Origin of the sequence: Sorangium sp. So ce385 (genome assembly GCF_051474135.1) — a bacterium.
Classification (GTDB): domain Bacteria; phylum Myxococcota_A; class Polyangia; order Polyangiales; family Polyangiaceae; genus Sorangium; species Sorangium cellulosum_D.
The window spans coordinates 3,475,001-3,487,661 of sequence record NZ_CP150337.1 but is presented as its reverse complement, the minus strand read 5'-3'; the positions used below and the strand labels follow the sequence as shown (position 1 = coordinate 3,487,661).

Annotated in this window: 10 protein-coding genes; 6 read left to right on the top strand and 4 right to left on the bottom strand. The window is 72.1% G+C overall.

Translation table 11 applies throughout. The annotated features are described in order from the left end of the window. Position 1 precedes the first annotated feature (1 nt). Positions 2-1,105 carry a hypothetical protein gene (locus tag WME83_RS13040; protein ID WP_437319603.1) on the bottom strand — a complete coding sequence of 368 codons (1,104 nt, stop codon included), beginning with the start codon at positions 1,103-1,105 and terminating at the stop codon, positions 2-4. A gap of 675 nt (positions 1,106-1,780) precedes the next feature. On the opposite strand from WME83_RS13040, the gene WME83_RS13035 reads away from it, so the two are divergent. The 5 genes from WME83_RS13035 to WME83_RS13015 all read left to right on the top strand — a co-directional run bounded on the left by WME83_RS13035 (position 1,781) and on the right by WME83_RS13015 (position 7,670). Continuing rightward, entirely contained in the window at positions 1,781-3,115 is a 1,335-nt protein-coding gene (locus tag WME83_RS13035) for an ATP-dependent 6-phosphofructokinase (protein WP_437321993.1), read from the top strand. Positions 3,116-3,195: 80 nt separating this feature from the next. Then, positions 3,196-3,654, top strand: a complete 459-nt coding sequence (locus WME83_RS13030) for a hypothetical protein (protein WP_437319602.1) — start codon at positions 3,196-3,198, stop codon at positions 3,652-3,654. Positions 3,655-3,939: 285 nt separating this feature from the next. Further along, complete coding sequence (locus tag WME83_RS13025; RefSeq protein WP_437319601.1) at positions 3,940-5,445, top strand: hypothetical protein; 1,506 nt, start codon at positions 3,940-3,942, stop codon at positions 5,443-5,445. A gap of 7 nt (positions 5,446-5,452) precedes the next feature. Then, the gene (locus tag WME83_RS13020) at positions 5,453-6,838 is read left to right on the top strand and encodes a hypothetical protein (protein ID WP_437319600.1); all 1,386 of its coding nucleotides are present in this window, start codon (positions 5,453-5,455) and stop codon (positions 6,836-6,838) included. Next, the gene (locus WME83_RS13015; RefSeq protein WP_437319599.1) at positions 6,831-7,670 is read left to right on the top strand and encodes a class II glutamine amidotransferase; all 840 of its coding nucleotides are present in this window, start codon (positions 6,831-6,833) and stop codon (positions 7,668-7,670) included. Before WME83_RS13020 ends, WME83_RS13015 begins: the two co-directional genes overlap by 8 nt. 23 nt (positions 7,671-7,693) lie before the next feature. Here the strand turns inward: WME83_RS13015 and WME83_RS13010 are convergent, their stop codons facing one another. The 3 genes from WME83_RS13010 to WME83_RS13000 all read right to left on the bottom strand — a co-directional run bounded on the left by WME83_RS13010 (position 7,694) and on the right by WME83_RS13000 (position 9,825). Next, on the bottom strand, positions 7,694-8,068 hold the full coding sequence (locus WME83_RS13010; protein ID WP_437319598.1) for a zf-TFIIB domain-containing protein: 375 nt from the start codon (positions 8,066-8,068) through the stop codon (positions 7,694-7,696). Positions 8,069-8,144: 76 nt separating this feature from the next. Further along, positions 8,145-8,924, bottom strand: coding sequence for an N-acyl homoserine lactonase family protein (locus WME83_RS13005; RefSeq protein WP_437319597.1), 780 nt, complete (start codon positions 8,922-8,924; stop codon positions 8,145-8,147). A 67-nt stretch (positions 8,925-8,991) separates the two neighbouring features. Then, entirely contained in the window at positions 8,992-9,825 is an 834-nt protein-coding gene (locus tag WME83_RS13000; protein WP_437319596.1) for a DUF1206 domain-containing protein, read from the bottom strand. Between the two features lie 498 nt (positions 9,826-10,323). Between WME83_RS13000 and WME83_RS12995 the strand changes: the two genes are divergently transcribed. Further along, positions 10,324-12,144 carry an ArnT family glycosyltransferase gene (locus tag WME83_RS12995; protein ID WP_437319595.1) on the top strand — a complete coding sequence of 607 codons (1,821 nt, stop codon included), beginning with the start codon at positions 10,324-10,326 and terminating at the stop codon, positions 12,142-12,144. Positions 12,145-12,661 lie beyond the last annotated feature (517 nt).

Sequence of the window (12,661 nt, the reverse complement as noted above, 5' to 3'; positions counted from 1 at the left end):
CTCAGAACTCCACGTAAGTGGCGGCCTGGAGACGGAGATCGACGTACCCGAGCTGGCGCGGCGCCGGATCGCGGCCCTCGAGCCCCAGGTAGGAGCCGGCGTGGAGCCCGAGCGCGAGATCGAGGCGCAGCGGCCGGAGCAGCCGGAGCCGGGGCCCCGCGCCGGCGTCCACGAAGTTGTTGAAGAAATCGCTGTTCGTGTCCGCCGCCACGCGCCCCTCCGCGACCACCTGCCACGCGAGCGGCCCCGTGACGAGGTAGGTCGCCGAGAGCCGCGGCCGCGCGAAGGCGATGACGTTGTCGTCGAACCTGCTCACATAAACCGCTTCGGCGTAGAGCTCTGCGCACGGGACGAAGGTCCACGAGACGCCCTCTCCTCCAGGCGCGCAGCCGCCCGTCTCCGCGCCGAGGAACGCGCCGCCCCTCGCGTCGAAGGCGACGCGCTCGCGACCGTCGTCGAGCAGGTTGAGCGCGGGCCCGGCCTGCACGAAGAGGCCGAGCCGCCGGTCCCAGAGGCGCAGCATGGCGCCGAGTCCGGCGAGGGCGTAGTTGTCGGCGTAAACGAGCGGAACCCCGCCCGCGCCCCTCCCGCGGGAGGCGAGATCGCGGGTGACCTGCGCATACGCATAGAGCCCCAGATCGAGCGAGAAGGACGGGCGGAAGAAGCCGCGGGCCCTCAGCGTCGGGACAAGATCGCCCTGCTGCGCCGCGCCGAGGACGCGGCTCCATCCATAGGTCTCCGCGTAGAGGTCGGCCGAGAGGCGCTGCGGGAGCAAACGCAGCTCTGCCTGGGCCTTCCGCGCGAGCGCCTCGTCCGGTCCGCGGCCGGCCTCCTCGAAGCGGCGGCGCGCCTCCTCGATATCTCCCTGCTGGCTCGCGAGGTATCCGAGCTCGAGCGCCACGAGCTGCGCGTCGGCGCCCGCCGCGCGGGCCGCCTCGAGCGCCGCCGCGGCGCCGCGGGCGTCATGGGCGGCCTTGCGCGCGTAGGCCTCGTCGAGCAGGCGCCGCGCCGACTCCGGGGCTTGCGCCGCACTCCCCTGCTCCGCGCGGGCCGCGCGCGGCGGCGCCGAGAGCAGCGCGCACGCGAGCAGGGCCCGAGCCGTCACCCCCAGAGCGGCCGGCCTCGCGCGGCCTCTTTCGAAGACAGCAAACATCGACGAACAAGTAGCACACACCAAAACGACGCACGATCGAATTCACGGAAGAACTCGAGTCGATACCGGCGTTCGACAGCGACGAACGAACACCGCAGATCGAGCGCGGCGGCCGCATCTCGAGGAGAACAAGGCCCCTCGTCCAAGGCGCACGACCGCGCCGCGACGCCTCCGGCAAGCTGGCTGAGAGCGCGGCCGACGCGGCCGCGCGGAGCGCTCGTCCGAGACCGGATCTTCGTAAACACCGTTTGTAACAAATGTCGCAATACCCCTGCTGGCGCCGCGGACAGGGGTGCGCGCGCGCTCGTCACGGTGGCTATGTGCGATCCCTCGCCGAGCCGGACACCGGACATCGACCGCTCGCCGGAGCGCCGGCGCGTCGGCGACCTCGGCCAGGGCGGCGGCGCCGCGGAGACCCCCGCGGTGCGAGCGAGCCCCGGGGCTCCGGGGGGGACCTGCGGCGGCCCGGCGAGCGCCTCGGCCGCCTTCGGCCGGGGCGTGTGACACGGGCCCCGCGGCGCGCGTTACGACGGCGTATTGCGCATGAAATGCCGACGAAACCAGCGCCGGGAGACAATGCCGGCGTCCCCGCGGCGGCCCTCGCCGCGGGGCGGTCCTCTCCTCACCATGGAGGCCTTCCGCGTGGTGACCTCTGCCGATCTCGCCATCAAGGATCTCGGCCCTTGCCGCTACCCCTCGCCCGTCGCCGAGAAGCTCGGCGAGAAGGCCACGGTGTACGTCGGCGAGGCCGACAAAGTGCTGTTCGACGATCGCTTGTCCGCCGTCGTCTCGGGCGCCTCCGGCCCGCGCCCGCCGGCGTTCGAGCTGGCCGGGCCGCGCAACCGCGCCTTCTGGGAGCCGAGGGAGATGCGCGCCGGCATCGTGACGTGCGGCGGGCTATGCCCCGGCGTGAACAACGTCATCCGCGGGCTCGTGCTCACGATGGCGCACAGCTACGGCGTGCAGGAGATCTTCGGCTTCCGTTACGGCTACGAGGGGCTCGTCGCCCGCTTCGGGCACGCCCCGCTGCGCCTGGACCCGCGCAATGTCGAGGAGATCCACCGCATGGGGGGCACCGTCCTCGGCACCTCCCGCGGCAACCAGGACCCGCACCAGATGGTGGACACGCTCGTGGCCATGGGCATCAACGTGCTCTTCGTCGTCGGCGGAGACGGCACGATCCGCGGCGCGATGTCGATCGTCCGGGCCATCGAGGAGCGCCGGCTGTCGATCGGGGTCATCGGCGTGCCGAAGACCATCGACAACGACATCCACTTCATCGACCGCAGCTTCGGCTTCGAGAGCGCCTTCGCCGCCGCCGTGGACGTCATCCGCAGCGCGCACGTGGAGGCCTCGGGCGCGAAGAACGGCATCGGCCTCGTCAAGGTGATGGGCCGACACTCGGGCTTCATCGCGTGCTCGGCGGCGCTCGCGTCGGCGGACGTGGACGTGGTGCTCATCCCCGAGGTCCGCGCCGAGCTCGACGGCCCTCGCGGCCTGCTCGCGCACCTCGAGCGGCGGCTCGCGCGCCACGGCAACGCCGTGGTCGTGGTGGCCGAGGGCGCGCTGCAAGAGCACTGCGCCTCGAGCGCGGAGCCGATGGCCACCGATCTCAGCGGCAACATCAAGCTGAAGGACATCGGCCTCGTCCTGCGCGATCGCATCAACGCGCATTTCCGGGCGCGCGGCGTCGACGCCACGCTGAAGTACCTCGATCCGAGCTATCATATCCGCAGCGTCCCCGCGTCCCCCTCGGACAGCGTGTTTTGCTGGAACATGGCCAGGAACGCCGTCCACGCCGCCATGGCGGGCAACACGGAGATGCTCATCGGCCGGTGGCACGGCCGCTTCGTGCACGTGCCGATGCCGCTCGCCGTCCGCATGCGCAAGCAGGTCGAGCCGACGGACGATCTGTGGATGGCCGTCGTGGAGGCCACCGGGCAGCCGCTCACGTTCCATTAGACCGGTCTCCGGGTCGAGGCGCCGCCTCTCGTGCGTCGACCACGCGCGGGGCGCCACGCGCTCGTGGCATGATGGCCGGCATGAACATCCCGTCGCTCTCGCGCCCGCTCGTGCTCGTCGTCGGTCTCGCCGCTCTCGCCGGCTGTCACAAGGAGGCCCCGGCGCAGGCCCCGCCGCCGGTCGAGGCCGCGCCCCGCACGCAGGATCCCGCCGCCGGGACCCGCGCCCCGGCGGGCGACGGCAGCAGCGCCGCGCCGGGCGACGGCAGCAGCGCGGAGGCCACCGAGCCCCGGTGCGAGGCAGACGCCGACTGTGTGGTCTCCTGCGCGCGGGTCGGACAGTGCTGCGACCAGCTGTGCCCGCCGTGCGACCAAGCGTACCACCGCGATGCGCTCGCCGCGCTCCAGCAGTGGCGCGCCGCGCGCTGCGCGGCCGAGAGCTGCCCGGTCGCCAAGTGCATGGCGCCGAAGGAGGACTCGGTCGCCCGCTGCAAGGCGGGGCAATGCGTCGTCGAGCGCGTGCCCCACGTCGACCGGTGATCCGCCGCCCGCGCGAACGCCGGTGAACGGCGCGGCCGAGCACGCCTCACGCTGCGTTTTGCCACAGGCCGCACCTGCGCCACACCGATCGAGCTCAGCGCGACTCGACCCGATCGCAGAGCCCATCACCGGCGTCCTTCACGCCGAGATCGCCAGCCCCTGGCCCTGCGCTTGCATTGCGTGGGTCCGAGAACATCGCGATCCCGGCCGCGGACGTCTCCGGCCCACGGCTGGAACGTGGAGAATCGTGGATCGGCTCTCGCCGAGATCGCCGCGGGAGGTCCCTTGGGCATCGAGATCCAGCAAGACCATTTCAAGACCGTCGATTACGGGCTCTTCAAGGCGCGCCTCCAGCAGAACCTCACCGCGCTCGAGATGGTGCTCAGCCGGCCGGGGTTCGGGCTCGGCGACACGACCATCGGCGCGGAGCTCGAGATGTTCCTCGTCGACCGGGAGGCGCGCCCCGTGCCGCTCGGGCCCGAGATCGCGCGCGCGGCGGCGAGCCCGATGATCACGCCGGAGATGGGCGCGTTCGACATCGAGCTCAGCACGCAGGCGGTGCCGCTCGCCGGCCGGCCGCTGTCGGCCCTGCGCGAGCAGATGCGCGCGACCGTGGAGGCGATCCGCGAGCGCGCCGCGGCGCGGGGGGCGCGCGTGGTCCCGGTCAGCATCCTGCCGACCTTCCAGCGGCAGGACTTCAGCCCTGCGACGATCACGAACCTGCCCCGGTACCGCGCGCTCGCCGCGGGGCTCTGCCGGCTGCGCAAGGCGCCGTTCCACATCCGGATCGACGGCGCCGAGCCGCTCGAGCTGATGTCGGACGACCCCGCGATGGAGGCGGCGAACACCGCCTTTCAGGTCCACCTCCGGGCGTCGCCCGACGCGTTCGCGCGGCTGTTCAACGCGGCCATGATGATGACCGCGCCTGTCCTCGCGGCCGCGGGCAACTCTCCCACCTTCCTCGGACACCGGCTGTGGCACGAGACGCGGGTGGCGGTGTTCAAGCAGGCCGGCGACGACCGCCCGCCGGAGACCGACGCGGACTGGAAGAAGCCCGCCCGCATCGGCTTCGGGACCGGCTGGGTGCGCGACGGCGCGGCGGAGCTCTTCATGGAGAGCGTCGCGCTGCACGAGCCCATCCTCCCCGTGTGCAGCGACGAGGACGTCATCGCGTGCGCGCGGGCCGGCGGCGTGCCGCAGCTGCACGAGCTCCGCCTGCACCACGGCACCGTCTGGAAGTGGAATCGGCCGGTGTACGACCCGGCCGGCGGCGGTCACCTGCGCATCGAGCTGCGCGCCATGCCGTCCGGGCCCACGCTCGACGACATGCTCGCGAACGGGTGCTTCCTGCTCGGGGGCATCCTCGCCCTCGCGCCGACCGTCGGAGAGCTCCTGCCGTCGTTCCCCTTCGGGCTCGCCGCACGGAACTTCTACCACGCCGCGCAGCACGGCCTCGACGCCGAGCTGGTCTGGCCGGAGGGGCCGGGCGCCGCGCCGAAGGGCGTCCGCGCGCGCGATCTCCTCCTCTCGCTCCTGCCGCGGGTCGAGGAGGGCCTCGTGAGCGCGGGGGTCGACGGCGCGGAGGCCGGCCGCTACCTGCAGATCTTCGAGGCGCGCGTCGCCAAGGGCGTCACCGGGGCCGTGTGGCAGCTCCGCGCGCTCTCGGCCCTGGAGCCGCGCGCGCCGTCGCGCGAGGAGGCGCTCCGGCGGATGCTCGAGCGGTACATGGCCGAGGTCGACTCCGGCAACCCCGTGCACGCCTGGGCGATCCCGGGCGCCGGCTCGGCGTGAGGTCGCCATGAGCCTTACCACCACGAGCTCGCTCGCAGCGCAGATCGACGCGCGGCTCTCCGCGCCGGGGGCGATGGACGCGGCGCGGTTCGCGTCGTTCCTCGGAGGCCAGCGGAGGCTCGGCCTCACGCACGGCGGCCGCGCGCTGTGCCGCCACCTCCGGCCCTACCTCATCGCGGAGCACGACTACGCCGCGGTCGCGCGCGCCGCCGAGCGGATCGCCGCCGCGCTCGAGCGCGTCGCGCGGCGCGCGCTCGTCGACGCCGCCCTGGCCGAGGAGCTGGGGCTCTCCGCGGACGAGCGCGCCCTCGCGGCCCTCGATCCCGGCGAGGGGCCGTTCCTCACGGTCGGGCGGCTCGACATGCTCGTCACCGAGGGCGGCTTCTCGTTCATCGAATACAACGCCGACTCGCCCGCTGGCATCACCGACCAGCTCCTCATCGAGGAGACGTTGATGGCGCTCCCCCACCTCGCTCCGCTCCGGCGCGGGCGAGGCGTGCGCGCGCCGGCGCCGCACCGGGCGCTCCTCCGCGCCCTGCGCGAGGGGTACGCCGCGTGGGGCGGGCGCGAGGCGAGGCCCACGATCGCCATCGTCGACTGGAAGACCGCCGACACCTCGGCCGAGTTCAAGGTGCTCTCCGACCAGTTCTCGGCCGAGGGGCACCGGACGCTGATCCTCGATCCGGACGAGCTCGAGCTCGACGGAGGCCGCCTCTCGGCCGGCGGGGAGCGGATCGATCTCGTCTACCGGCGCGTCATCACGCAGGAGCTCGTCGGGCGGCGCGGCCTGGATCACCCGCTGATCCGCGCCTACCGCGACCGCGCGGCGTACGTGGCCAACTCGTTCCGGACCAAGCCGCTCAACAAGAAGGCGGCGTTCGCGGTGCTGAGCGCCCCCGAGTTCGCCGCTCTGTTCTCGCCCGAGCAGCGGGCGGCCATCGCGGAGCACATCCCCTGGACGCGCCGGGTGCGGGCGGGCCGGACCTCGTGGCGGGGGCGCGACGTCGACCTCCTCGAGCTCATCGCCGCCGAGCAGGAGAGCTTCGTGCTGAAGCCGAACGACGACTACGGGGGCAAAGGCGTGCTGCTCGGGTGGCAGACGCCCCCGGACGCGTGGAGGGCGGCTGTCCGCGACGCCGAGGCGCAGCGCGCGATCGTGCAGGAGCGCAGCCACGCGCGCACGGCGCGCATGCCGGCGTTCCGCGACGGCGGCGTGGTCGAGGAGGAGGTCTATTTCGACCTTTGCCCCTTCGTGTTCGCCGGCCGCATGGAGGGCGCCATGGTGCGGCTCTCGGCCTCTGCGGTGAGCAACGTCTCCGCGGGCGGCGGGGTCACCGGGCTCTTGATCGTCGACGACGCGCGCCTGAACCGAGAGGATATCCGCCATGTGTGAGCTCCTTGGCATGGTCTCGAACGTGCCGACGGACATCGTGTTCTCGTTCACGGGGCTCGCGCTCCGCGGCGGGCAGACGGGGCCGCACGCGGACGGCTGGGGCGTATCGCTCTATGATGGCCTCTTCGCGCGGACGTTCCTCGAGCCTCACCCCGCGTTCTCGAGCCCGCTCGCGCGGTTCATCCGCGAGAACCCGATCCACACGGCCCTCTCCATCGCGCACGTGCGCAAGATGACGCGCGGCGGGGCGGCCTTGAAGAACACGCACCCTTTCATGCGGGTGCTCCACCGGCGGCACATCGTGTTCGCGCACAACGGCACCCTGCCCAACGTCCGGGATCGGAAGCTCCGCCTCGAGACGCCGATCGGGGACACCGACAGCGAGCATGCCTTCTGCGTCATCCTCGAGGAGCTCCGGGCCGCCTACGGCGCGCAGTACCCGAGCGACGGGCGGGAGCTGGGGAGAACGCTCTACGAGCTGGGGAACGAGCTCGGCAGCGACGGCGTGTTCAACTTCCTGTTCGCGGACGGAGAGCACCTGTTCGCCCGCTGCGGCGACCACCTCTCCTGCATCCTCCGCCACGCCCCGTTCGGCGAGGCCACCCTCGTGGACGCCGATCTCAAGGTGAATTTCAACGACGTCCACGGCCTGGGCCCCGACGCGCGCATGGCCGTGGTGGCCACCGAGCCGCTCACGCGCGACGAGCTCTGGAGCAAGGCGACGCCGGGGACGCTCTGGGTCTTCCGCGCCGGCGAGCTCGTTGCGACCTACCCCGAGGCCGCGGTGCGGGGCTCGATCGCGGAGGTCGCCGAGCCCGGCCCTCCGGGCTGAGGCGCCGTGTCCGCGGCGCGCCGTCAGCCGCGCGGCCGCGCGAACAGATCTCGGAAGAAGTCGCCCAGCGTGTGCTCCTTGTAATCGCGGAACTCGCCGGCATCGAAGTAGACGCCGCCGCACACGCTACAGCTCTCGTACCAGATGTGCGGCTGCTGCGGGTCGACCATGCGCACCATCGGCGTCGTGCAGCGGGGGCACGGCACGCGCCGGATCTGGTTGTTCTTCCGCCCGACCGCGGGGTCGCCCGTGTCGATGTGCTGCGAGCCCTCCATCGCCTTGAGCGACTCCTTCTCACGGCTGTCGAACCAGATTCCGCCGCACGCGGTGCATCGGTCGACATCAACCCCGCCGAAGGTGACGATATCCATCGAGGCGGTGCATTTCGGGCAGTTCACGTCGCGCTCCAGTGCGGCCGGCGCCGCGGTCTGCCGCGATGCTATCAGACGCGCCGGATCGCGTGAAGCGCCCCCGTCACGTGTAGCACGCCGGCGCGAGCCGCAGCGCCTGGACGAGCGCTGGATCGTGGCCGAGGAGGAGCGCGCCGCGGCGCTCTCGCGCGAGCTGCTTGAGGCGGCGGATGCTGGCGAGCGCGGCCTCGTCGTCCACGCTCTCGCCGGGGAGGATCTCCTCGGTGAAGTTCTCGGCGAGGTCGCCCGCGTCGCCGACGAGGACGACCGTGCCGGTGTCCCTCAGCTCGACCACCACGGACTGATGGCCGGGCGTGTGCCCGCGCGTCGACACGACCTCGACGCCCGGCATCGCCTCCCAGTCTCCCTCGACGAGGTCCCAGCGCAGGCCGGGCAGGTCGTAGTCGCGCTCGAACCAGGCGGGCCCGTGATCCGGGCCGAAGGCATGGGCGTGCTCTCGCCGCTGCACGGAGATGCGCGCGCCCTGGAACATCCCGAGGTTCCCGGCGTGGTCCAGGTGCATGTGCGTGAGGATGACGTGGCCCACGTCGGCGGGGCGCACGCCGATCCGGTCGAGCTGACAGGCGAGCTCGTGCTCCGGGAGGATGACGGGCGGGCGAATCCCCTGCTTCGTGTAGTGCTCTTCGCGGAGCGCCGGGTCGTGGACGAGCACGCTGTTCAGCCCCGTATCGACGAGCACGAGCCCCCGCGCCGTCTCGAGCAGATAGGCCGACACCGGCTCGGCGAGGATGAACCGCCCGCCGCGGTCGCGCGTCGAGACCGTCTTCTCGAGGATCTCGTACCCACAGAGCAGGACGTAGAGCCTCACGACCTCGGTGCTCACGGCGCGACCTCCCTTGCGGCGCCGGCTCGCGAGCGGGCCTGTTCAGCCCGGCCGAGCCCCGCGCGCGTCATGCGGCGGGGTGTGCCAGCTTCGAGTACTTCGTGCAAAAGAACATGTACACGCCGTAGGCGCACAGGCCGGCGGCGACGAGCACGAGCAGCATGGGCCCGAAGGGCGACGCGGCCACGGTCGAGAGCGCCTCGCCGACGCCCTTCGACTGCCCCGGATCGTGGGTGATCGCGGCCTTGATCAGCGCCGCGCCGATGATCCCGAAGACGACGCCGCGGGACACGAGCCCGATCCGGGCCATGCGGAAGACCCACGTGCGCTCGGGCGGGCTCATGCCCTGCGTGCTGAGGTCCCGCGCGAAGCGGGATTTCATCGCCTTGCGGATCTGCTGGACGGCGACGGCGATCACCGCGAGTCCCGCGATCCCGACCAGCACGCCCCCGAACGGCTGCTCCATCACCTTGCCGACCCAGGTCCGGGATCCGTCGCCGCCGCCGCCGCGGCCGAGCGCGAGCTGGAAGGCCGTGATCGCGAGACCCGCCGAGATCACGCCGCTCGCGGCCCAGCCCACGCGCTCGGCCTTCCCCTTCGCGTCGTGGCCCACGTGGCCCGGGTCCTTGAGCGCGAGGACCTCGCGCCACAGCGCATACCCGAGGAGCCCGATTCCCACGACGATCAGCAGCGCTTGCCCGAACGGCTGCTCGCCGAGGACCCCGACCGCCTCGTGCCCGCCGGCGGTGCGCCCGCCGCCGCCGAAGGCCGCCTGGAGCGAGAGGGCGCCGATCAGCACATAGACGAGCCCCTTGGCCGCAAACCCGAACCTGGCCAGGGTGCGCACCCAGCCGTTGTTTTCAGGCTGGGTGAACATGTTCTGTCCTACCGGAATTTCCATGGCTTCAGCTCTCCTGGGCGAGCCTGGTGCAGCGGGCATGCCACCGGGCGAGCGGAGCGTTTCCAGCGCTGGCGCGGGGTGCGTCGTGCGGTGTGGGGCGGGCCGCCACGGCTTGGCTCCAGAGTGCCTCACACCTCTTCGCCGAGCGTCGGTAACGTGCTTCGCCGCGCGCCCAGGCGTCGCAGCGGGCGCAGCGGTCGTGGCGGGCCGTGGGAGACGAGGGCGGGTGAGCGCACACGCGATCTCGCGATCGCGGGGATTTTCGGCGGGAAAACGGAGCGCTGGATGGAGGGGAGTCCTCTGGCAGCCTGCAAACGAGCCTGCGACCACCCTGGTCCGCGCTGGATCTGCGGTGGCCCACGCCGCGTGGTAGAGCATTGACACCCCGTCGCTGTTTGGGGTCTTCTCGCGCGCGATCTCTCGCCGCGGGCCGCTCTGGCCCTCCGAGCTGGCCGCGCCGGCTCTCTGTCTCCCCCGCTTCCGCTGTTCGGCCCCTCGATGACCCAGACCTCCCCTGACGTAGCGCCCGAGCCGGCGCCTGACGAGCCGCAGCGCGCTGGAACGCCCACGGCGCTCGCCGTGCCTTCGCCGTGGGGTGCGCGCGCCGCCCACCTCCGCGCGCGCGTCCTGCCGTGGCTCGAGCGCCTCCCGCGCTTCGCCGTCGTGTTCCTGCGCGTGGTCGTCGCGCTGGCCGCGGCGGGCGCGATCGGCACCTACCTCGTGCTCGGGATCATCCACCTTCGTTTTCCGTTCGAGATCGAGTGGATGGAGGGCGGCCTCGTGGACGAGATCCGCCGCGCGCTCGCCGGGCAGAAGCTCTACGTCAAGCCCACGGTCGAGTACGTCCCTTTCCTGTACGCGCCGCTCTACTTCTATGTTGCGGCCGCGTTCTCGAAGGTGCTCGGCGTCGGCTTCTTCTCGGCGCGGCTGGTCTCGTATCTCGCCTCGATAGCGGGGCTCGCGCTCATCGCGCGCATCGTCCACCGCGAGACCGGCGGCAAGCACGCCGCCCTGCTCGCGGCCGGCGTCTACGCGGGCGCGTATCCTCTCTCCGCCGGCTTCTTCGACATCGCGCGGGTCGATTCGCTGTTCGTGCTCCTGCTGCTCGCGGCGCTCTATGTCGCGCGGTTCGGCCGCTCCATGAGCTCTGCCGTGGGCGCCGCGGCGCTCTTCACGCTGGCCCTGCTCACGAAGCAGTCGGCGTCGGTCATCTTCATGCCGGTCGCGGCCTACCTCGTCCTCGCCGAGTGGAGGCGCGGCCTCGTCTTCGCCGCGTCCGGCGCGGCGATGATGGTCGGCAGCGTCGTCGTGCTCGACCGGATCCACGACGGCTGGTTCTGGTGGTTCGTCTTCTGGCTCCCGCGGCAGCACCCCTGGGTGGAGCGGATGTGGGTCGATTTCTGGCTCGAGGATCTGATGCGGCCGCTCTCGGTGAGCTGCCTCCTCGCGCTCTTTTATGTGATGGTCGATCGCCGGGTCTTCTCCTCGGCCGACGCGCGCGCGGCGGCCCCTGGCGACGCTCGTCGGGGTGCGGAGCCGGCCGACGCGCTGCGCGTGGCGGAGGCGGGTGACGCCGAGCTCCGGGGCACGGACGCCGCCGCGCCTTCCCCGCCGGCCCACGGCTCGGCCTTCGCCCTCTCCCTCAGCTTCCGCGACGGCAGGTACTTCTATCTTTTTGCGGCCGCGGGGATGCTCGGCGCTTCCTGGGCGGGGCGGCTCCACGCGGGCGGCTGGCCCAACGTCATCATGCCGGGCTTCGCGATCCTCGCGATCCTCTTCGGCCTGGGGGTCCACGCTGCGATCGTCGCCGCTGCCCAGCTCTCCGAGCCCCGGCGGCACCGCCTCGAGGCGTTCCTCCTCGTGCTCGCGGGCGTCCAGTTCGCCTGTCTTGCCTACGACCCTTCTCGTTTCGCTCCGAAGCCCCTGGATGCCAGGGCGGGAGAGCACCTGCTCGACAAGATCCGCAAGGTCGAGGGTGATGTCTTCATCCCTGCCCATGGCCATCTCGCGACGCTCGCGGGCAAGCGCCCTTACGCCCACGAGATGGCGGTCGCGGACATCCTCGGGATCGACGGCGGCCCCGCGGGCGCCGATCTTCGCGCCGATATCGAGAAGGCGATCCTGCAGAAGCGGTTCGGCGCGATCTTCTCGGACACCGACTTCTACAAGAAGGAGATCCTGCAGGCCTACCGCCAGGAGGGCAAGGTCTTCGAGGACAAGAAGGTGTTCTGGCCCGTGACCGGCTTCCGCGTTCGCCCCGAGCGCATCTACGTGCCCAAGAGCTCCGGCGCGTCGGGCCCGAGCCTTCCCCGGCGGTAGGTCCGCCGCTCCCACGGCACGCCCGATCCTCTCAAGGCGGCGGGCCCGACCCTCTCAAGGCGGCAGGCCCGAGCCTTCCCCGGCGGTAGGTCCGCCCCTCTCACGGCACGCCCGATCCTCTCAAGGCGGCGGGCCCGACCCTCTCAAGGCGGCAGGCCCGCGCATCCCCCGGCGGTAGGTCCGCCGCTCCCACGGCGGGCCGACCCTCTCAAGGCGGTAGGCCCGAGGCGAGGGTGTTCGTCGCGCGGCGCGGGGAGGGCCGATGTCTGAGCCTGAGACCTTTCTCCTCCGGCTCCGCCGGAGGGCAAAGGTCTCAGGCGAGTTCGGCGGGGTCCCCGCGCCGCGCGACGAACACCCTCGCCTCGGGCCGGGCAGCTCGGAACCACCTCCGGTCCGGCCCGCTCGCCCGGGCCATCGCCTCGGGCCGGGCAGCTCAGAACCACCTCCGGTCCGCGACCCGGGATGGAACAAAGCAAAAAAGCCCGCATGGCGTTCGCCATGCGGGCTCTAGAATCTA